Origin of the sequence: Streptomyces sp. PA03-6a (assembly GCF_033792765.1) — a bacterium.
In the GTDB taxonomy this organism is placed as follows: Bacteria; Actinomycetota; Actinomycetes; order Streptomycetales; family Streptomycetaceae; genus Actinacidiphila.
The window spans coordinates 25,596-45,986 of the sequence record NZ_JARAVK010000001.1; the positions used below are offsets into that span (position 1 = coordinate 25,596).

A 20,391-nucleotide genomic window follows, 5' to 3' on the forward strand; every position below is an offset into this window, starting at 1 on the left:
TCCGCTTCACACCGTTCACACGACTCAAGGCCAGGGGATCACCACCCCGCTCAAGCGGTACGGTTGGAGCCACAGCCCGGTCCTCCGCGGCGGATCCGGGCGCGGTGACGCGGCCCGGGTCGTGGCGCCCGCAGGGTGGGGACCCCTACCCGAGCACCTTGCCGTCGGCTGACACGTCCTGCATCAACTCGGCGATGTCGGTGGGGATGGGCGGGACGGCTTCCCGGCGCACCCCGGTCTGCGGCGACCACACCAGGTTGACCGTCAGGTCCGGGTCGAGATCGGGGTAGTCGGACCGGTTGTGGCAGCCCCGCGTCTCCCGCCGCTCCACAGCGCACTCCAGTGTCGCCCGGGCGGCGAGAACGGTGGAGCGGAGGTTGAAGGCGAACGCGAGGTCCTGGAAGCCGCTGATGTCGACGTGCACACCCACGTCCGCCATCCGGGCCTCGATCTCGTCGAGTCCGGCGAGCCCGGCGGCGAGCCCGGCCTCGTCCCGTACGACGCCGGCGTGCTTCGTCATCAGGTGCCGCACCGACCGTTGCAGCCCGCGGACGTTCTGGTCGCCGTCAGCGGCCAGCAGCCGGTTCACCTCCGTCTCCGCGGCGCGGATCGCCCCCAGCGACCGTTGCTGGCCGGCGAGCCCGGCCGAGTAGGCTGCCGCGGCCCGGCCGGCGATCCGGCCGTAGACGAGCAGTTCGATCAGCGGGTTCCCCTCCAACCGGTTCGCGCCGTGCAGTCCACTGGCGGCCTCCCCGATCACGAAGAGCCCGTTGACGTCGGTGCCGTGGTCCTCAGGCCGGACCCAGACGCCGCCCATCGAGTAGTGGGCGGTAGGTGCGACCTCGATCGGATCGCGGGTGACGTCCATCTGCAGGTCCAGCAGGGTCCGGTGCACTTGCGGCAGCCGCGTCAGGACCGTCTCGCGCGGCAGGTGGGACAGGTCGAGCCACACACCGCCGGCCTGGGTTCCGCGACCCTCCTTGATCTCGGTGTAGGACGCCAGCGCGACCCGGTCCCTGCTGGAGAGCTCCATCCGCTCGGGGTCGTAGCGCCTCATGAACCGCTCACCGAGGTTGTTGAGCAGGACCCCGCCCTCGCCGCGTGCGGCATCGCTGACGAGGGTGCCGGCCGCGTTCTCCGGATTGATCAGCCCTGAGGGGTGGAACTGCACCAGTTCGGCGTCACGCAGCCGGGCACCGGCCTCGACGGCCAGGCGGAGGGAGTCGCCGGTGTTCTCGTCGCGACGCGACGACGCACGCCGCCAGATGCGCGTGTGCCCTCCCGTCGCGAGGATCACGGCGTCGGCATGCACGACGTAGCGCGAGCCGTCGACGAGGTCGAATCCATAGGCACCGAACACCGTCCCGTCGTCGACCAGCAGTCGGGTGACGTACAGGTTCGACAGGATGGGAATGGCGAGCCGGTTCGCGTGTGCGCGGAGCACCCGCTGCACCTCCGAGCCGGGGGAGTGGCCTGCGAGGGAGGTGCGTCGGTACGCGGGGGCGCCGAAGTGGCGCGGATCGATCCGGCCGTCGCCATGGCGGTCGAAGTGCATGCCGTAGCGTTCCAAGTCGTGGATCCCGCGTGCGGCGTGGCGGGTCACGACCAGTACGGTGCGTGGGTCGGCCAGCGAGTGGCTCTCCCGCAACGTGTCAGCCGCATGCTGCTCCCACGTGCCGGCGCGGTCGGAGGGGGCCAGCGCCGCGTTGACACCACCGGACGCCAGGACGGTGTGGGCGTCGTCGGCCGCGCGCTTGCCCACCGCGATGACCGCGACACCGGCTTCGGCGACCTCGATGGCCGCTCGAAGGCCTGACCCACCGGTTCCCACCACGAGAACGGACGTCGCGAGTTGGTGTCCGGGCGATGACATGGAACCTCCTGGGACAGCGGACGGGCGATAGGCAGTGCCTGACCCGATAGGGGAGCCGTCCGTGACAGCCCCGGGAAATTCTTCGCTGTGGAGTAAGTCACACGCTTTGCCATCCCTTGCCGGGCAGGGCGACGCCGTGATGGCGATACGGCGGACCCAGGCCCGCCCCCTGCGGGCCTTGCTGCTGGTCGCGAGCGTTCGACCCGGACTCTCACTCTTCACAATAGTGTGCCACGTAAAGTGTGAATGCGGTGGTCGTCCCAGGTATGGTTCGACGGTCGTCCAGCCAGCCGTCGTGGGAGCCGTCCCAGGAACCTCTAGGAGCCGCGTCGCATGACCGCCAGCCCGCTTCCCGTCCTGGTTGGCAGGCATCGCGAGTGTGCGGCAATCGACGACCTGCTGGCCGGCCTGCGCAAAGGTGAGTCCCGGGTATGGGTGATCCGTGGCGAGGCGGGCATCGGGAAGTCGGTGCTCCTGGAGTACGCGGCCACCCAGGCGTCGCGGGTGACGGTGACCCGGGCGCGAGGCATCGAAGCCGACATGGAGCTGCCCTACGCGAGCCTGCACCAGCTGTGTGCGCCGTTCCTGACCGAGGTCGAAGCGTTGCCGGGACCCCAGCGCGATGCCCTCCGCGTGGCATTCGGGATGGCCGCCGGAGACCCGCCAGACCGCTTCCTGGTCGGCCTCGCCGTGCTGACCCTCCTCACCCGGGCCTCGGAGACCCGACCGGTGCTCGTGGTGGTCGACGACGCCCAGTGGCTGGACCAGGTCTCCCTGCAGACACTGGAGTTCGTGGCCCGGCGGCTCCTCGCCGAAGCAGTCGCGATGACGTTCGCCGTACGGGACCCCGAGGGGCGGGCCGCACTGATCGGTCTGCCGGAGATGCGGATCGACGGCCTCGACGCCGCCGCGGCGGGAGAGCTCCTCGAGGCCGCCGTGGGCGGGCGGCTGGAGAAGCGGGTCCGGGACCGGTTCGTGGCCGAGATGCACGGCAACCCGCTCGCGCTGCTCGAGTTCTCCCGCGGCCGCAGCGCCGCCGATCTGGCATACGGGCTGGACTCGAGTTCCCCGGGTGTCCCAGGTGCGGTGTCGAGCCGGATCGAACGGGACTTCGCCAGCCGGCTCGGTTCGCTGCCGGCACCGACCCGGACGCTGCTGCTGATCGCCGCGGCGGAACCGGTCGGTGACGCGCGCCTGCTGGTCCGCGCAGCCGCCTCTTTGAAGATCACTCCCGATGCGGCACCGGCCAAGGCGGCCGGCCTGATCGAGTTCGGCGAGTCCGTCCGGTTCCGGCACCCGCTGGTCCGTTCGGCGGTCTACCACCAGGCCGACCCCGAAGAACGCCGCGCGGTGCACCGGGCGCTGGCTGAGGCCACGGACCCGGTCCTGGATCCCGACCGGCGCGCCTGGCATGCCGCGCAGGCTGTCGGCGGGCCGGACGAGGAGGTCGCCGCAGGTCTGGAGCAGGCAGCAGGCCGAGCGCGGCAGCGGGGCGGCATGGCGGCCGAGGCGGTGCTGCTGGAGCGCGCGGCCGAGGTGACGCCGGACCCTTGGTCCCGGGGACGCCGCGCCCTCGCGGCCGCCGAGGCGCACTTCTCGGCCGCTTCCCCTGACCGCGCCACCGAGCAGGCGACGCTGGCCGAATTGAGTCCCCTCAGCCCCTTGGACCGCGCCCGCCTGGCGCGCCTGCGTGCCAGGATCCTCTTCGCCCGCAGCCGCAGCGACGAAGCGGCACCGCTGCTCCTCGACGCCGCCGCACAGTTCACCGCTGCCGGATCGCCTCTGGCGGGGGAGACCTACCTCGAGGCGATCAGCGCGACCATCTTCGCGGGAAGGGTCCACGGTCCGGCGGGTGCCCAAGCCGCGGCGATCGCGGCCCGCGGGTCCGGGGCGCCCCCCTCGGGCTCCCACCCTGCCGACCTGCTCCTGGACGGTGTGGCCACGCTCCTCGCGGACGACCACCAGGCCGGTGGCCGGGCACTGCGCCGCGCGCTGGAGCCGCTCGCACACGAGGACGTCAGCACCCGCGAGGCGACGATGCGTTGGCTCCTCCTGGCCCCGGTCGCGCTGGAGGCGTTCATCCACTACGCCTGGGACCTGGGCGCGTGGGACACGCTGTCGACTCGCGCGGTGCGCCTGGCGCGCGACATCGGAGCGCTCGGCGCACTGCCCCCGGCACTGATCTACGCCAGCGGGGTGCACATCCACACCGGCGAATTCGCCGAGGCGGAACGGATGATCGACGAAGCCGACGCGATCGCCGACGCGACCGGTCACGCCCCGCACAAATACGCGACGCTTGTCCTGGCCGCCTGGCGGGGCGACGAGGACGTTGCCGCCCCCTTCATCGAAGAGGCCAAGGAGAGAGCCGCGCAACGTGGCGAGGTGTCCCTCCTCGGCGTCACGGGCTACATCCAAGGCGTGCTGTTCAACGGCCTGGCACGCTACGACCAGGCCCTGGTGGCCGCTCGTTCGGGCATCGAGCACGACGGGTTCAACTTCACCGGTCTGTCGCTGGTCGAACACGTCGAGGCCGCGACCCGGTGCGGCGAGCTCGACCAGGCCCGGGCCTCGCTCGCCCGGCTGGTCGAACTCACCCGCGCCGCCGATTCCGGCTGGGCCCGTGGCGTCACCGCGCGCAGCCAGGCTCTCCTCACCGACGGCGACGAGGCCGACGGCCTGTACCGGAGCGCGATCGAGGAGCTCGGCCGCGACCGCGTGGTCGTGGCCGTGGAGGTGGCACGCACCCACCTGCTGTACGGCGAGTGGCTGCGCCGTAGCCGGCGCCGTTCACTGGCCCGGGAGCACCTTCGCACGGCCCACGAGATGTTCGGCGGAATGGGGGCGAAGGCGTTCGCCGAGCGGGCCCGCCGCGAGCTGCTCGCCACCGGCGAGCACGTCCGGGTGCGGGAATCCCAGCCGGAGAGCGCCCTGACCCCACAGGAGTCGCAGATCGCGACCCTCGCCGCCGCCGGCATGACGAACCCGAAGATCGGTGCGGAGCTGTTCATCAGCCCGCACACCGTGGAGTGGCACCTGCGGAAGGTGTACACGAAGCTCGGGATCAGCTCACGTCGCGCGCTGCCGGGTGCCCTCACGAAGGCCCCGGCCACGGACACCAAGGGCGCGGGCACGGTGCGATCCGGCTGAGATCCGGTGCGGGCCCCCCGGGGTCCCTACGGACTCGACCACGGACTTCCAGGGCGCGGTGAGCGGTGCCGCGAACCGAGGGTGGAGGCATCGCCCTCGATGGGCGCTGTCCACGAAGAGGAGCCCTCATTGTCCGCGCCCAGCCTGGAGACGACCACGCCGACCGAACCCCCGGTCGCCCGGTCGGCCCCGGACGACCTGGACGACCTGGACGACCTGGACGTCGCACTCGACATCTTCCTGGCCCAGCGGACGCGACTGTTCCGCGTCGCCTACCACGTTCTCGGCGACGTCCCGGGAGCCGAGGACGTGGTCCAGGAGATATGGGTGCGCTGGCAGCGCACCCACCGTGCGAAGATCGAGAATCCGGCCGCGTTCCTGACCGCCGCCACGACCCGACTGGCGATCAACGTCATCCAGTCCGCGCGACACCGCCACGAAACCCCGACCGAGTGGGAGTTGGTCGACCGCGTCGACCGGGCCGCCCAGGATCCCCTGCTGCGTGCCGAGCAAGCCGCGGCGATCAAGGAGGCCTTGGCCCTGCTCATGGCGAAGCTGACGCCGGACGCACTGGCCGCCTACGTGCTGCGCAAGGGCTTCGACTACACCTATGCCGAGCTCGCGGGGGTACTTCGGACCAACGCCCCGAACGCACGACAACTGGTCCACCGCGCGCAGGCCCGCCTGCAGAGTGATCGCAAGCGGCCGGTCCCCACGGACTCGCACCGTCGCCTCGTCGCCGCCTTCCAGACCGCGGCTGTCACCGGTGACCTCGAAGACCTCACACAGCTGCTCGCCCCCGACGGTCATCCGCACCGCTTGCCGTCGCCCCCTCAGCCGTCGCGTCCGGGCCGCCGGCCGGCATGACGCGCTGCGTGGGCGGCCGACCTTGTCGGCCGGACGTTTTGCGCTGAGTGTTGACCGGTCAAGACATCCGATGTTCACTTCCTTTGACGCGGCCATGCCGATGTCGTGGTGTACCCGCACGCCGTACCTCCGCTTGTCGTAGGCGCGTCGAGGGCGAACAGCCCTCGTGTGCCGTGCTTTGGTCATTCGGTTACATGTCCCGATCGGTGCACCGCTTCTCCATGCCCTCGTGCGGCTCGGGGAAGTGAGTGCGCCGAAGAAGCAGTCCGGCCAAGTCATCCGATCAATCAGGCTCGATGCGACCGCTCACGCTCCAGCCCCGCGCTGTCCGGCACCGGTCGTCACCCCCATGACCAGCAGGGAGGGCATTCGATGAGACTGCGCAGACTCGTGCGAGCCGCGCTCGCAGCCGTCTGCATCATGACCGCGACCGCCGTCGGCCTCTCGGCCCCGGCCGCGGCGGCACCGACGGACGCCGCGTTCGACTCCGCCACCGGAGCCCTGAACGTGGATCGCGCCGCCTACCTGTCCAAGCACGACCTCGTCTACAACCGGCCCACCACCAACCCGCTGCACGGGCTCACCGTCGGAAACGGCCGTACGGGTGCGATGGCCTGGCAGAACAACGGGCTGACCATGCAGGTCTCCGGAGTGGACACCTCGCAGCAGACGGCGTTCGGCGCGGGACTGCTCAACCTGTCCACGACCCCGGCGCTCGAGAGCGGCTACAGCACCTATCAGCAACGCCTGTCGCTCTACGACGGCACCCTGACCACCAGGTACGACGCCAACCGCACGGTGACGGTGATGGGCGTGCCGAACTCCGAGGTCATGGGCGTGCACGTGGAGGACTCGCGCTCCGGGGTCTCCGCGGTCAACCTCGACCTGAGCCTGTGGGACACCTCCCAGCTGGGCAACAGCGGAGACGTGCCCGACCTCAACACCTGGAAGACGGTCTCCACGTACGCCGACTCCACGGGCGCCGGACTCAGCCGCGGCCAGTCCGACCCGCAGAACTTCGGCTACACCCTGGCGGCCACGGTGGAGGGAGCGGCCTACAACGCACGCGTCGTCGACGGCCGGACCGTCCGGCTGTCGATCACCCCTTCACGCAGCTACACCATCTGGTTCACCGCGAGCAGCCGGCTCAACGCGCCCTCCCACGACTCGGTGACCGAGGCGAAGCGCGCGCTGGCATCGGCCAAGAGCCGCGGCTACAGCGCGACGCTCGGCGACTTCACGTCCTGGTGGCACGATTTCTGGGGCACGTCGTTCGTGCAGTACTCGGGGCTGTCCGGGGACGCGGACTACCTGGAGAACGTCTACTACCTGAGCACGTACATGATCGCCGCCGGCGGGTACGGCACCAATCCGTTCCACTTCATCAACGGCGTGTTCCGGGCCACCGGTGACCAGACCAAGTGGAGCAACGCCTACTGGTTCTGGAACCAGCGCGACGTCTACAACTCCTTCCTGGCCTCCAACCACGTCGACCTGCTGGCCGGCTTCAACCGCCTCTACAGCCGCAACTCGGCGGCGCTGAAGGCGTACACCCGGACCCGCTACAACGTCGACGGGCTGTGGGTGCCGGAGACCATGGGCTGGGACGGCAATGCCCGGGGCACCGTCAACAGCGACTTCACGAAGAACATCTGGTCGACGGGCACCGAGGCCGCGTACAACATGTACCTCCAGTACGCGTATACCAACGACACCGCCTACCTGCGGGACACCGCGTACCCCTTCATGCGGGACGTGGTGAAGTTCTACGCCGCGAAGCTGTCCTACGACTCCGCGTCCGGCAAGTACCACGTGGCGAGTTCGCACGCGCACGAGACGTACTGGAACGTACCGAACGCGATCACCGACCTCGCGGCGGTGCGCACCCTGTTCCCCCTCGCGATCCGCGCGTCCCAGTCCCTGGGCCTGGACGCCGACCTGCGCCCGCAGTGGCAGCGGATCGTGGACAACCTGATCGCCTACCCGTCCACCACGGACGTCTACCTGCCGCACACCCCGCCGCTGGCGCAGACCCGGAACGGGGAGAACGTCGCGGCCGAGATCATCTGGCCCTACGACCGGACCGGCATCGGCTACCCGGATCAGCAGAAGGCCGTGAACACCTTCAACGCCCGTCCCTTCCCGTACGGCAACGTCTGGGCCAACGACGCCGTGCAAGCGGCCCGGTTGGGGCTGGGCGATCAGGCGTACCAGGGCATGAAGACGATGCTCCGCAAGTACCAGACCTATCCCAACGGCATGACCGACAACACCAACGGCGTCTTCGAGTACCTCGGGGTGCACCTCGCCGCCCTCAACGAGTCGCTGCTCCAGTCCTACAACGACAAGATCCGGGTCTTCCCCGCGGCGCCGAGCGACTCCTCGTTCACGGGACGATTCACCCTGCTGGCCAAGGGCGGCTTCACGGTCAGTTCGGAGCGTGAGGCGGGCGAGGTGAAGTACATCGGCATCAAGAGTCTGTACGGCAACACCACGCGGGTCGTGAACCCGTGGGGGAGCCAGCAGGTCAGGGTACGTGACGTCACCGGTGGCACGACCGTACTCACCACGAGCGCAGCCGAGTTCGACCTCCCCACGGTCGCCGGACGGGTGTACGTGGTGGAGCGCACCGCCAAGCCGCTGTCCTCCTACACCCCCGTACGGCTCACCGGATCCGCGAACCAGGGGGAGAAGGCCCTGAGCGGCACCACCTCCACACTGGGCATGGCCCAGACCCCCAACCCCATGGTGAACAACACCCAGTTGACCTACGACAGCAACTGGTATGCGACCAGCGGGCGAGGCTACGGCGACTACAACGACGACACCCACCACAGCACGACGGTGAACGCCGTGGCCCAGTACACCTTCACCGGTACGGGCGTCGCCTACATCTCCGAACGCAACGGCGACATGGGACCGGTCGACGTCTACCTCGACGGCGCCCTCCAGGCGACCGTGGACCTGCGGGTCTCCGGCGCGCGGCAGGTGCAGCAGACCGTCTGGCAACGCAGCGGCCTGACCCGGGGAACGCACACCATCCGCATCGTCAACCGCAGCACCTCGGTGGGGATGGTGGACGCCCTGCGCATCACGTCGTAGGGCGTCCGTGGACCGAGGGCAGGACGTGCCCCCGGTCGGGTTCCATGGGCTGGGCCGATGTCCGGCCGAGCCCATGGAACCGCACGGAGCATCCTGGAATCGTCGACATCCCTTGGTGCGTCCGCAGGGCGCCGCGGGTACGGTCGCCCCATGTCGGCCTTCCGGACGCCTCAAGTGATTCTGTTCAGCGACGATCTCCCGCGGGCCGTTGCCTTCTACGTCCGGCTGGGATTCACCGAGACGTTCCGCGTGCCCATGGAGGGCGAGCCGATTCACGTCGATCTCAACCTGGACGGATACAAGATCGGCATCGCCTCCGCTGCCTCCACCCGCGATGACCATGGCCTGGACCCGCTTGTCCACGGCCAGCGCGCGGCCGTCGTCCTCTGGACGGACGATACGACCGCGGCCTACGACGCTCTCGTCGCGGACGGAGCACCCGCCCTCGCGGCCCCGCATGCCTGGCTGGATCGGCTGGTGATCGCCTGGACGGCTGATCCCGACGGCAACCCCATACAGATCGTGCAGTCCATGGCGCGACCGGCCGCAGGCCGGAACCCGGACGGGCCGTCTTGATGCAGCGCGTCGTTCCAGGCCGGGCATCCGCAGGCCTGGATTGACGCCGCCACACATCAGTCCAGCGGGTCAGGCCACTCATGGGCGGGCAGGAGTCCGCGCAGCCTCGCCGTCTTGTGGCGTCCCAGGACTACTTCGGCATCCAGGTACCCACCCGGCCAACCCGAGGCCACTGCACTCGGCCCTGCTCTTCGCCTGGGGCGCGGCGTCCGACGACTCAGGCGGCGATGCCGCGCTTGTCCATGGAGTCCTCGACGATGCGCAGCCCTTCCAAGCCGGGCAGCTTCGCGATGTGCGAGTCGACGTCGCGGACGAGCCTGCGGCCCTCGGCGCCTGCGAAGAGGTGGGTCATGACGTGCGTGACCTCGCTCTCGGGCATGACGCCCGAGCCGACCGGGCCCCAGGCCTTCTCGAGCGCGAACCGGGCGACCACACGGGCCTTCTTGCTCGCCGCGAGCCGGTCACGCGCCTGCGACGCGTAGAACGCGACGTGCTTCGTCTCCTGCTGAGCGATCCGCTTCAGCAGCGGCACCAGAACCGGGTGGCTCTCCAGCGCCGCGAGCCGGTGGTACGCAGCGTGCGCCGACCACTCGTTCGCCGCACCCCACGCCATGTGCACCGCGACGAAGTCATGTCCGATGAGGCGGCTCATCGCCGTCTGCTTCACCGTCCCCAAACGGTCCTTCCAGCCGAGCTTCAGACGGGTCGCCTTGAGCTCGTCGAAGTCGACGCGGACGCCGTGGCGCTCGAGCACGGCCGCGAGCGCTTCGCCGTGCCAGAACTCCTCGCGGTTCCACATCGTCATGAAGGTGCCCACCGCGGGCTCGTTGTGGGACGGGGTCGTCAGCAGATCACGCATGTAGCAGACCGTGTGGTACTCGATGTCGCACATGTAGCGCAGCGTGCGCAGCGTCCCCTCGGGCAGCGGGTTGCGCTCGAACTCGTCGAAGTCGAGGTCGGACCACTGCACCCCGGTGGAGTTCTTGGCGTACTTGTCTATGTCGAAAGCCATCAGGCACTCTCCTCTTCGGTCCGCGCCGGATCCGTCACCCGTGCGGCGATGACCTCGCTGCGCACACCCGAACCGCCCCTCTTCCAGCGGTGGATGTCCCAGTTCCTCTTGTGCGACTCGCGCGCCAGTTCTGCGTCGGGGTTGATCGCCGAAGGCTTGCCCAGCAAGGACAGCCACGCCAGGTCGCAGTGGCTGTCGCCGTAGCCGTAGGAGGCCGCGAGGTCGTAGCCGCCCTCCTCGGCGTACCGCAGGAGCCACGCGGCCCTCGCCTCGTCGACGAGCGGGGGCTTGTCGAGGTAGCCGGTGAGCACACCGTCCTTCGCGTGCATGGAACTGCCGACGACCTCGTCGAACAGGCCGGCGAGCGGAGCGGCGAGCAGGCCGATGGAGCCGGTGACCAGGACGGTGCGGTGACCCGCCGCACGGTGCTCTCGGATGCGCGCCAGGGCGTCCGCACTCGTGTGCCGCAGCATCGTGTCGGCGTACCCGCGCCGCACGACCTCCTCGAGACGGGCGACGGGCAGGCCGCGGTAGCGGCGCAGGAACGCACGGATGAACTCGCCGCGGTCGCGCTTCTCGGCGCGGAGGTAGCCGGGCAGCGAGGCGAGCAGGTCCGCGACCTCCTTCGGCCAGGCCGCCTTGCGGAAGCCCGAGGTACGCACCCAGAGGTACTGCTCGACGATGTTGGAGTCGACGACGGTCCGTTCGAGGTCGAAGACGGCGAGCACGTCGGTACGCTCCGGCAGCGCGGGTATCGGGCGGCCGTTCGCCGGCCGGGCGGCCGCGGCCTTCCGGCGGCGGTGCGCCGCTGTCAGCTCGCTCAGGGAGGGCAGGTGGACCTTCTGCAGGTACTCCTCCCAGTCGATCCGCTCCACGTCGAAGCCACGGTCCTCGCGCACCTCGGCCGGAAGGGCGTCGTTCAGCGCGCGGGCGTTGCGGTCGTCGAAGATGATCTCGGTCTGCACGTAGGCGCGGTAGAGGTCGGTGAAGTTGCCGAGGGTGGCGATGCCGGCGCGCAGCTTGGCGTTCTCGGCCGCGAGGGCGCGCTTGCGCTCGTCGTTCGGCATCAGCCGCAGACCGGCGTCCCACAGGTCGGCCTTCTTCTTCGCCAGCGCAAGACGTCGGTTGAACTTGCGCTCGCCCGCGAACTTCCAGGTCGGCACCTTGACGAAACCGTCGTCCTTGGGCAGCGGGTGCTGCATGTAGTAGTCGCGTACGTTCTCGTACATGCGGTGGAAAGGCAGTGGATTCGACGCGCCCGAGGCGATGTGGAAGTACGTCGGCTCGTCGACGGGGGTCGGGTTGGCCGCCGCGGCGAGGATGGCGTTGACGACGAAGTCGACGGGGATGACGTCGAGGATCGAGTCGGGCAACCCCGGGAAGTCCGGCAGCTGGCCGCGGCCGTAGGCGAAGATCAGCGGATCGGCGACCTTGAAGCCGTCGATCCAGCCCGGGAACGGATGCTCCAGGGCGCTCTCGATGATCGCGGGCCGGACCACCGAAAGCCGGTGTCCGGCCTCGCCCCACAGGTCTTCCGCGGCACGTTCCGCGAGTGCCTTCGTCAGTGTGTAGACGTCGGTCCACCCCAGGCTCTGGGCGCGCCGCCGGCCGGCGTCGACGAGATGGGAACGCACCCACTCGCGCCGGGCGTCCTCGCTCGCGCGGGCCGCCGCGATCGGGCCCTCCTTGCCGTGGTCGCCGCGGGCGCGGGACATGAACCGCTCGAGCCGCGCCGGTTCCCGCGAGGTGAGCTCGGTGCGCTCGTGGGCCTGTGTCGCGGAGCGCCACTCGGCTCGCCAGTCGACGTCGTGCTCGAGCCTGGCCTCGGGCACCACACCGCGGCGGAGTCCCCCGACGTAGCAGGTCGACACGTGGACGACGTGCGGGTCCGACCCGGAGGCGAGCAGGGCCTGGTAGAGGCTCACGGCACCGTTGACGTTCGTGTCGAACGCCTCGTGGATGGGCGGGTCGAACGAGACGGTCGACGCCGAGTGGATCACGACGTCAAGGTCGGAAGGCAGCTCGGGAATGCTGGTCATGCTGCCGTCGAGCACCGTGATCCGCTCACGGACGATGCGCTCGGCCTCTTCGGCCCCCACAGCGTCCCGCCAGCGCCCGAACACGGGTTTGCGCAGCAGCCGCCGGAGCCGGTCCTGCCCGGTCTGGCTGCCCTTCCCACGTACGAGGAGCGAGACGTGGGTGGCGGGGTGATCGGTGAGCAGCCGCTCGAGGACGGCTTGCCCGACGAAGCCGGTCGCGCCGGTGAGCAGGACGTGCGCGTTGCCGAGTTCGGTCTTCGCGGTGTGCGGCATCACGGAAGGAGCCTCGATTCCACGGTGGATGCGACACCGGGACCGATGCCGGGGAGCGCGGCGACCATGGCGCGGATCCGGCCCGCCTCGGCCCTTCCGCGCTGGTCGCCGAAGACATGGCGTTCGAAGAAGGTGCGCTCGTGCCGGGAGCGATCGACCGAGCCGAGCGGCCAGGCGGAGTGCCGGAGGGCGCGACCGGTGATGCGCCGGGCGCGGACCGAGCGCCGGAGCCGCAGTTCCGCCTCCTCGGCGAGGAAGTGGATGTGACGCTGCTTGATCTCCACCACGGGGTCGATGATCGACGCCATGGCGGGGGACACCCCGGCCAGACGCCGGTAGGCCGCCTGTGTGATCCATTCGTCCACGAGGCTCGTCGTCACGTGTTCGGCGACGATCTGCGTACCGGTGATGTTGGCGATGAGGGAGCGACGGATCGGGCCGCGGCGCTCGCGCCGCTCCGCCAGTACCCACCGTGCCGGCCCGGAGCTCGAAGGCAGGCCCCGGGCGGCCGGGGAGGCGTCCAGGACGGCGTCGAGGGCGTCGGCGATCCAGAACCGCTCGAACATCCACGTGGTGAGGAACGCGGTGACCCGGGCGTCCTTGTGCGTCGCCGTCACGAGGAGGTTGCGCACGCGGTGCAGCGTCGCACGTTCCATGTCGCGCAGCGCGCGGACGAGCCGGACGGATTCGGCGTCGAGCGGCTCTTCGGCGAGCGACCCGAGGTCCAGCTTTCCGCGGTGGCTGCCGTGTGCCGTGCGGGCGAATTCACGCACGTCGAAGCCCGCTGTCCCGGGTGGCGCGGTCGTCGCCTCGTCGTTTGAGTTCATGCGCGGGCTTTCTGGGGCCGGAGGAGGGGCAACTCTGTAGCGGCCCCGGAACGCACGAAAGGCTGTCGGGGGCTATGACGTCCGACCGGGAAACCCACGCATGTGTGACAGCCGGCCGGGTTCCGCTTCGTGGCGGACGGTGCGAGCCAGGGAATGATCTAGGGCGAACCGGCACGATCGCGACGGATGGCGTTCTGCCGGTGTCGAGGCCCTTCACCCTGCGTCCGCATGAGCACGTGCGGAAGTTCCTGTCACAGGGCTGATGCGTGCCCGGTCGTACGTAATGAGCCGGGAAAGGAAGGGTGCGTCAGGCGCGAGGAGTCAGCCATCGGCTGCTGCCGCGCCCGACGGCATGGACCCGCTCGCCACCCCATGTGAACGCTACGAGCGGGGAGTTCGGATGTCGAGCAGATGGCATATGAAACTATGCTGAGCCGTACGGGAGTCGCACTTGTCACCGGTGCGACGTCGGGTATCGGAGCGGCGTTCGCGCGCGCCCTGGCGGGCCGTGGCTGGGACCTCGTCCTGGTGGCGCGCGACAGGGAGCGGCTCGGCCGCATGGCGGTCGAGCTCGGATCCCGGGGCCGTGCCGTCGAGGTGCTGCCCGCCGACCTGTCCGATCGCGCCGACGTCGAACGTGTCGTCGCGCGACTGGAGGACCCCGCCCGTCCGGTGGACATGCTCGTGAACAACGCCGGATTTGGCGTGCACGCATCGATCACCTCGACCGACACCGCTCCCCACGACCGGGCGATCGAGGTCATGGGGCGGGCGGTGCTGGTGCTCGCCGGTGCCGCCGGGCGGGCCATGCGCGAACGCGGACACGGTGCGATCGTCAATGTGTCGAGCACGGCCGGCTTCGTCACGATGGGGAGCTATTCGGCCGTCAAGGCCTTCGTGACCTCGCTCACCGAGGGACTGGCGAACGAACTGCACGGAACGGGCGTCACCGTGACGGCGCTTTGTCCCGGCTGGGTCCGTACGGAATTCCACGCCCGGGCCGGAATCCGGTCGTCGAGCATTCCGGACTTCCTCTGGCTCGACGCCGATCGACTCGTGGAGACGAGCCTGCGCGACGTGCGGCGCGGACGGGTGATCTCCATGCCGAGCCTCCGGTACCGGCTGCTCATCTGGTTCACGCGTCATCTTCCGCGCCACACGGTGCGGTGGATCTCGCGACGGATCTCGTCCGGCCGCAACGACTCTCGCACGCACTGAAAGAAACGGTGCGGGCGAGCCCGCACGGGAAGGAAGCGGATGCCCGCGACGATGCGCGACCGTTTCACCTCACGCTCTCACGCTGCGGCGCGATTCGTCGCGCAGCGGGGGCTGCTGAAGCCCGTCGTGTGGAGCGTGACCAACGTCACGGTACTCGGGCGCGAATGCCTGGAAAAGGTCGAGGACGCGTATGTGGTCGTCGCCAACCACACGTCCCACCTCGACACGCCACTCATCATGGGTGCGCTGCCCCGCCGACTGGCGCGTTACCTCGCGGTGGGAGCCGCCGCCGACTACTTCTTCGACGTGTGGCGGCGGCGCGGCCTCACGGCCCTCTTCTTCAACGCCTTCCCGGTCGACCGCACCGGAGCGAGCGCGCGCAGAGTGAGCGCCAGGGCCCTGCTGAACCGGGGGGTGCCGCTCCTGATCTTCCCCGAGGGCACCCGCTCGCGCGACGGATCGCTCGGGGCGTTCAAGCCCGGGGCGGCGGCGCTCGCCTCGTCTGCCGAAGTGCCGGTGCTCCCCGTCGCGGTCATCGGGGCGTACGCGGCGCATCCCCGCGGATCGAATTGGCCGAAACCGGGCCGCCTGCCGGTCGGGGTGGTCTTCGGCGAACCGCTCACCGCCCTTCCCGGAGAGTCGGTGGACGAGTTCAGCGAACGCATCCGCTCGGCGATCGTCAGCCTGGCCGAGGAGCACTCCGACCGGATCCTCGGCGCCCATGCCACCTCACGTCGTCCTATCTGAAGGAGACCGTCCGTGACCGAACCCACCTCCCGCACCGACGCGATGCCCACCGGTGAGGTGAAACACATGAAGTGGTGGGGCTGGGGCGTGGAAGGCGTCGGCTTCCACCACGAGGACAAGCCCGGTTTCGCGCCGTTCGTGCACAAGGCCGTCGGTCTCGATCTCCGGGCGGGCGAGCGCACCGGACAGCCCGACTTCTCACAGTTGAAGGTGCCGGCCTCGACGGTGCCGGAGGGGTTCCTCAGCGCACTGAGCGGCATCGTCGGGCCCGGGAACGCCGTCGTGGACGACCTGTCCCGGGTCGTCCACATGTACGGCAAGAGCCTGCGCGACCTGGTCCGCCTCCGAGCCGGCGAGATCGCGCGCACTCCCGACGTGGTCGTCTACCCGGCCGACGAAGCGGAGGTGCAGAGCGTCGTCGACGCGGCCGTCGAGGCGGACGCCGTGATCATTCCCTTCGGGGGCGGCAGCAACATCGCGGGCAGCCTCGAGCCGCACGCGGACGAGTCGCGGGTGGTCGTCTCGCTCGACCTCGGTCGCCTGGCCCGCGTGCTGGAGATCGACACCGACTCCGGCCTGGCACGCATCCAGGCCGGGGCGCTGGGTCCCGATCTCGAGGCCCAACTCAACCGGCGCGGCTGGACTATGGGGCACTTTCCCGACTCGTTCACCCACTCCTCGGTCGGCGGGTGGGTCGCCACGCGCTCGTCCGGCATGCAGTCGGACAAGTACGGCGACATCGCGGACATCGTCAAGGGACTGCGTGTCGTGCGGGCCGGCGGGGTCCTCGTGATCCGTGCCGTTCCGAGCGCGTCGACCGGGCCGAGCGTGCGGGAGATGGTGGTGGGCTCGGAGGGGCGGCTCGGCGTCGTCACCGAGGTCACGGTGCAGGTGCACCGGCTCCCCGAGAGGCGCGGCATCTACGCCTACTTCTTCAAGAACTTCGACCACGGCCTCGCCGCGATGCAGGAGATCGCCGAGAGCGACGCGTCGCCCTCGGTCACCCGTATCTCGGACGCGCACGAGACGGGCTTCTCGCTCGCGACGACCAAAGCGTCCAGGGGTGTCGCCAAGAAGGCGCAGGCCGGCCTCATGGCGTACCTCAAGCGGCGTGGCTGGGACCTCGACGAGATCTGTCTCTCGTTCATCGGCTTCGAAGGGGGCACGGCGCACGCGAAGCGTCAGAAGTCGATCGTCGACCGGATCGTGCGCAAGCACCACGGCATCGGCGTCGGCAAGGGACCCGGCGCGCTCTACGACCAGAAGAAGTTCGACACGCCGTACATCCGCGACTTCCTGCTCGACCACGGTGCCGCAGGCGATGTGAGCGAGACCGCCGGTCCGTGGTCGAAGCTCCGTGGCATCCATGCGGCGGTCTACGACGCCGCCGACAGCGCCTACGGGAAGATCGGCCGCAAGGGCTGGACGATGTGCCACATGTCGCACTCGTACCACTCCGGCGCCTGCCTCTACTTCACCTTCGCCTTCGTCTTCGGTGATGACCCGCTCGGCGAGTACGACACGGTCAAGCGCGCGATCCAGCAGGCGTTCGTCGACGCCGGCGGCACGATCTCGCACCACCACGGGGTGGGCCTGGAGCACGCGCCCTGGCTGGAGGAGGACATCTCGGCCCAGGGCGTCGCGGTCATGTCGGGCCTCTTCGACGCCGTGGACCCGGGCGGCAACTTCAACCCGCGCAAGATCGTGGTCTGAACCCTTCGGTCCCTGCTGCCCGACCCCGGTGGGAGCGTGCCCACTGAGTGCTGCAACCGTCTTCGCTCGTCGGGGTCACCGCGCTGCCGTCCCTGTGCGGGGGAAGGCGCGCGCTGACCGCTCGGGCGGCCCTGAGGAGGGTCCACCCCGAGCAGCTCGTGTCAGCCCCCAGTGGGGCGCGGAGCACGCAGATGGGTGCGCTGGGCCAGCTCATCCTCTTCGACCACGGTGAGCATCGGCTGGCCCGGCGCGCAGAGCATGGTCACGACGAATTCGGTCCGCTGGTCGTCCAGGGCGTTGCCGTCCTGGTAGTGGATCACGTCCCCGCCCGGCTCCCAGAACGTCTCACCGGCCTTGATCACGCGCTCCGGCTCGCCCTCCAGCTCAAAACGCACCGCACCCTGGGTGACGTAGCCGAAAGCCGGTCCCGAGTGCCGGTGCGGAGGGGCGCCGGGGTCACCGGGCTCCCGCCAGACGATGATGGTCATGGATGTGGCGCCCTCCGGGACGAAAGGCGGCTTGACCTCTTGCAGCGTCTTCAGCTGCGACTTCCACAGCTCCGAGCGGGGCTGCTCATCGGTCCTGTCCACTGATGTCTCATCCGACACGGTGCTGCACCTCCGTATATCACCGTGCGCCGCCCGTGCCACTGCGCGGCGGCGGTACCCGATTCCAGGTTCACACCCATCCTTCGAGTGCACGACCGGGGTGGCAGCCCGTCGAAGACCGTCCGAGGCCGGCAAGGAGCCCGTCCTCCTGCTCATCAGTCGCCTGGCCTGGGGCGATGAGATGCAGGGCGAAGTCTCTTCGACGGCCTCGAATCCCTGCGCGTTGAGCGCCCTATTTCTGAGAGTGGGCATGCCGAAAGTGCTCTGCGGGGTGTGGAGGGCGACGTCGGCCTGCACCCGCTGACGACCTGCGGCCACTGCCGCGAGGAAATCCGCCCCGGAGAATTCGACGTCGCAGGCGGCACGCATCCCCGGTGCTACAGGGCTGGTGAGGCGGCTGCAGATCATGATCTCGCCGGCAGAGGCCGGCGCGGACCTGGGTGCGGTCTCAGGGCCGGCCACTGCTGCCTCGCGTCACGGCAACGAGCGTGTGAGCCAGACCACTTCGCCGTTGTCCTCCGTGGAAACGTGATCCCGCTCGAACCCGAGCTTCCCAAGGACACGTAGCGACGGTGTGTTCCACGTGCCGACGGTCGACCAGAGCCGTTTGCGCCCGGTCGCTATTGCGGCGTCGAGCACCGCGAGGGCCGCCTCGGTGGCGTAACCGTGCCCATGCGCGCGCTGGAACAACTCATATGCGATCTCGGGTTCGTCCAGGGTGGAGCGGCCGATGATCAACCCGCAATAGCCGATGAAGTCGCCTTCATCGCGACGCTGGATGGGCAGCAGGGCGATCCCCGTGCTCTCGGTCGCCGTGAGCAGCTCCGCGATGGCCGTCCGGATGCGCTCGACCGTGGGCGTGCCGTTGCCGCGTTCGGAGAGGAGGGCGCTGAATTCAGCGGCGTCCGACTCGGCCCACGGCCGCAGTATCAGCCGCTCGGTCTCAAGGTGGAACGACATCGTCTCGTACGTAGACATGCCCCTACTCTGCCCCACGGCTTGCTCGGGCAGGCCGTCTGCCGTTGGGGGCCGGCCCTCGGCGAATCCGCGGAGTCCGCCTGCTATGGTGCGCCGATGTCAGCGATCAAGAAGTTCCAAGTCACCTTTGACTGCGCAGAACCTGAGCGCGTCGCCCGGTTCTGGTGCGAGGTGTTGGGGTACGTCGTACCGCCGCCACCGGAGGGGTTCGCCACCTGGGAGGATTTCAACGGCACCCTGCCTCCTGCGGAGCGGGGTTCATGGTTCGCCTGCAGTGATCCCTCAGGCGTGGGCCCGCGCCTGTACTTCCAGCGCGTCCCCGAAGGCAAGAGCGTCAAGAATCGGGTGCATCTCGACGTCCGGGTCGGCACCGGGCTCGTGGGGGACGAGCGCCTCGCCACGCTCGAAGCCGAGTGCGCACGACTCGTCGCGCTCGGCGCCACCCATGTGCAAACGCTGTACGCCGATGAGGAGAACGAGTCGTGCATCCCCATGCTGGACATCGAAGGCAACGAATTCTGCATCGACTGAGCATCCTCACGCGCGCCGCCGGAACCTCACGGGGGGCGCCCGCGTCCGATCGCCGCACCGGCTGAGTACGATCACCCACGCCGGTCTGAGTACGTGAACGGTTACCCGCCGCGTGCGGCGCCGAAAGGGTGGACGCATGCGCCGACTACTGCTGCTCGCCCCGCTGTTGCTGTTCACCGTCGGCTGCGGGGTGGTGCAGTCCTCCGAGGATGAGGCGACGGACGCCGCACGGGAGGTGGCCAGGAACGCGGGTGAGCGGCTCTACGGCCAGCGTCCGCGCACGGCGGAGGAGGTCGGGCGCGCCGCTTCCGGCATCGACGGCGTGGAGGTCATGAGGGTGACGGGTACCTCGACACACGACGGGGACGGTGTCGACGTCGTCGTCCGCACGTCCGGCTCGGCGTACAACGGATGGCTCGACCCCGAGGAGATCGTCGTGCGGCGCTGCTTTGCCGTGCGGGTGTCGCCCAGGTCGGAGTGGCGTGAGGATCCCCGTGACGTGGACTGCCCGGACGGCCCTCCGCTCACCTTCGCCCCACCACCCGAACCGCCCCGGCTGCCGTACGAGGAGCTCCGCGCGGAACTCCCCCGGGTGCCGGAGGGCGGCCGGGTGGATGAGGCTGAGGTGCGCCGTACGCTCGCCGCCCTGGACCTGGATCCGGCGATCCGTACCGAGGTGAAGGCGGACGGCGGCCTGGTCGGCGTTCTCCTGTCGGTGAAGGGCAACGGCTTTGACGCGCAGGACTGCCTTCTTGCCCGCGTGGCCCCCGGGGCCACCGAGGTGTGGGTGCCGCCCCGGATCCAGCGGATGCCCGGAGAGGGCGGCTGCACCGTCGGCAATGCCCTGGACCCGGCACCGCCACCGCACTGAACGGGG

The 20,391-nt window shown here is 69.7% G+C and carries 15 protein-coding genes; 9 read left to right on the top strand and 6 right to left on the bottom strand.

The annotated features are described in order from the left end of the window. Nucleotides 1-145 precede the first annotated feature (145 nt). Nucleotides 146-1,873, bottom strand: coding sequence for an FAD-binding protein (locus tag PV350_RS00140; RefSeq protein ID WP_500332433.1), 1,728 nt, complete (start codon nucleotides 1,871-1,873; stop codon nucleotides 146-148). 333 nt (nucleotides 1,874-2,206) lie between these two features. On the opposite strand from PV350_RS00140, the gene PV350_RS00145 reads away from it, so the two are divergent. From PV350_RS00145 to PV350_RS00160, 4 genes are all read left to right on the top strand, one after another. Further along, the gene (locus PV350_RS00145; RefSeq protein ID WP_500332434.1) at nucleotides 2,207-5,023 is read left to right on the top strand and encodes a helix-turn-helix transcriptional regulator; all 2,817 of its coding nucleotides are present in this window, start codon (nucleotides 2,207-2,209) and stop codon (nucleotides 5,021-5,023) included. A 129-nt stretch (nucleotides 5,024-5,152) separates the two neighbouring features. After that, nucleotides 5,153-5,890, top strand: a complete 738-nt coding sequence (locus PV350_RS00150; protein ID WP_500332435.1) for a sigma factor — start codon at nucleotides 5,153-5,155, stop codon at nucleotides 5,888-5,890. 372 nt (nucleotides 5,891-6,262) lie between these two features. Continuing rightward, complete coding sequence (locus tag PV350_RS00155; protein ID WP_500332436.1) at nucleotides 6,263-8,992, top strand: glycosyl hydrolase family 95 catalytic domain-containing protein; 2,730 nt, start codon at nucleotides 6,263-6,265, stop codon at nucleotides 8,990-8,992. Nucleotides 8,993-9,142: 150 nt separating this feature from the next. After that, nucleotides 9,143-9,568, top strand: a complete 426-nt coding sequence (locus PV350_RS00160; protein ID WP_499509998.1) for a VOC family protein — start codon at nucleotides 9,143-9,145, stop codon at nucleotides 9,566-9,568. A gap of 217 nt (nucleotides 9,569-9,785) precedes the next feature. Here the strand turns inward: PV350_RS00160 and PV350_RS00165 are convergent, their stop codons facing one another. From PV350_RS00165 to PV350_RS00175, 3 genes are read right to left on the bottom strand one after another with little or no spacing between them, the layout of a single operon-like run. Then, the gene (locus PV350_RS00165) at nucleotides 9,786-10,580 is read right to left on the bottom strand and encodes a ferritin-like domain-containing protein (RefSeq protein WP_499509997.1); all 795 of its coding nucleotides are present in this window, start codon (nucleotides 10,578-10,580) and stop codon (nucleotides 9,786-9,788) included. Next, the gene (locus tag PV350_RS00170; protein ID WP_500332470.1) at nucleotides 10,580-12,892 is read right to left on the bottom strand and encodes an SDR family oxidoreductase; all 2,313 of its coding nucleotides are present in this window, start codon (nucleotides 12,890-12,892) and stop codon (nucleotides 10,580-10,582) included. The genes PV350_RS00165 and PV350_RS00170 overlap by 1 nt, the downstream gene beginning before the upstream one ends. Further along, nucleotides 12,892-13,719, bottom strand: coding sequence for a hypothetical protein (locus PV350_RS00175; protein ID WP_499509996.1), 828 nt, complete (start codon nucleotides 13,717-13,719; stop codon nucleotides 12,892-12,894). The genes PV350_RS00170 and PV350_RS00175 overlap by 1 nt, the downstream gene beginning before the upstream one ends. A 426-nt stretch (nucleotides 13,720-14,145) precedes the next feature. Here PV350_RS00175 and PV350_RS00180 point away from each other — a divergent pair, with 426 nt between their 5' ends. From PV350_RS00180 to PV350_RS00190, 3 genes are read left to right on the top strand one after another with little or no spacing between them, the layout of a single operon-like run. Continuing rightward, nucleotides 14,146-14,937 carry an SDR family NAD(P)-dependent oxidoreductase gene (locus PV350_RS00180; protein WP_499509995.1) on the top strand — a complete coding sequence of 264 codons (792 nt, stop codon included), beginning with the start codon at nucleotides 14,146-14,148 and terminating at the stop codon, nucleotides 14,935-14,937. A 39-nt stretch (nucleotides 14,938-14,976) separates the two neighbouring features. Continuing rightward, nucleotides 14,977-15,684 (top strand): lysophospholipid acyltransferase family protein, encoded by a 708-nt coding sequence (locus tag PV350_RS00185; protein ID WP_500332437.1) that lies wholly within the window; start codon nucleotides 14,977-14,979, stop codon nucleotides 15,682-15,684. A gap of 12 nt (nucleotides 15,685-15,696) precedes the next feature. Continuing rightward, the gene (locus PV350_RS00190; protein ID WP_500332438.1) at nucleotides 15,697-17,397 is read left to right on the top strand and encodes an FAD-binding oxidoreductase; all 1,701 of its coding nucleotides are present in this window, start codon (nucleotides 15,697-15,699) and stop codon (nucleotides 17,395-17,397) included. Nucleotides 17,398-17,558: 161 nt separating this feature from the next. Here PV350_RS00190 and PV350_RS00195 read toward each other — a convergent pair whose 3' ends face one another. Further along, nucleotides 17,559-17,954 carry a cupin domain-containing protein gene (locus tag PV350_RS00195; RefSeq protein ID WP_499516734.1) on the bottom strand — a complete coding sequence of 132 codons (396 nt, stop codon included), beginning with the start codon at nucleotides 17,952-17,954 and terminating at the stop codon, nucleotides 17,559-17,561. 525 nt (nucleotides 17,955-18,479) lie between these two features. Continuing rightward, entirely contained in the window at nucleotides 18,480-18,983 is a 504-nt protein-coding gene (locus tag PV350_RS00200) for a GNAT family N-acetyltransferase (protein ID WP_499509992.1), read from the bottom strand. A gap of 96 nt (nucleotides 18,984-19,079) precedes the next feature. Here PV350_RS00200 and PV350_RS00205 point away from each other — a divergent pair, with 96 nt between their 5' ends. Together PV350_RS00205 and PV350_RS00210 are read left to right on the top strand one after the other, a co-directional pair. Continuing rightward, entirely contained in the window at nucleotides 19,080-19,514 is a 435-nt protein-coding gene (locus tag PV350_RS00205; protein WP_499509991.1) for a VOC family protein, read from the top strand. 136 nt (nucleotides 19,515-19,650) lie between these two features. After that, entirely contained in the window at nucleotides 19,651-20,385 is a 735-nt protein-coding gene (locus PV350_RS00210) for a translation initiation factor IF-2 (protein ID WP_499509990.1), read from the top strand. Nucleotides 20,386-20,391: the final 6 nt, after the last annotated feature.

Coding starts and splice junctions, on each gene's coding strand:
- PV350_RS00210 (WP_499509990.1), top strand. CDS start 19,651: ATGCGCCGACTACTGCTGCTCGCCCCGCTGTTGCTGTTCACCGTCGGC.
- PV350_RS00155 (WP_500332436.1), top strand. CDS start 6,263: ATGAGACTGCGCAGACTCGTGCGAGCCGCGCTCGCAGCCGTCTGCATC.
- PV350_RS00205 (WP_499509991.1), top strand. CDS start 19,080: ATGTCAGCGATCAAGAAGTTCCAAGTCACCTTTGACTGCGCAGAACCT.
- PV350_RS00170 (WP_500332470.1), bottom strand. CDS start 12,892: ATGCCGCACACCGCGAAGACCGAACTCGGCAACGCGCACGTCCTGCTC.
- PV350_RS00145 (WP_500332434.1), top strand. CDS start 2,207: ATGACCGCCAGCCCGCTTCCCGTCCTGGTTGGCAGGCATCGCGAGTGT.
- PV350_RS00175 (WP_499509996.1), bottom strand. CDS start 13,719: ATGAACTCAAACGACGAGGCGACGACCGCGCCACCCGGGACAGCGGGC.
- PV350_RS00200 (WP_499509992.1), bottom strand. CDS start 18,983: ATGTCTACGTACGAGACGATGTCGTTCCACCTTGAGACCGAGCGGCTG.
- PV350_RS00140 (WP_500332433.1), bottom strand. CDS start 1,873: ATGTCATCGCCCGGACACCAACTCGCGACGTCCGTTCTCGTGGTGGGA.
- PV350_RS00160 (WP_499509998.1), top strand. CDS start 9,143: ATGTCGGCCTTCCGGACGCCTCAAGTGATTCTGTTCAGCGACGATCTC.
- PV350_RS00180 (WP_499509995.1), top strand. CDS start 14,146: ATGCTGAGCCGTACGGGAGTCGCACTTGTCACCGGTGCGACGTCGGGT.
- PV350_RS00165 (WP_499509997.1), bottom strand. CDS start 10,580: ATGGCTTTCGACATAGACAAGTACGCCAAGAACTCCACCGGGGTGCAG.
- PV350_RS00185 (WP_500332437.1), top strand. CDS start 14,977: ATGCCCGCGACGATGCGCGACCGTTTCACCTCACGCTCTCACGCTGCG.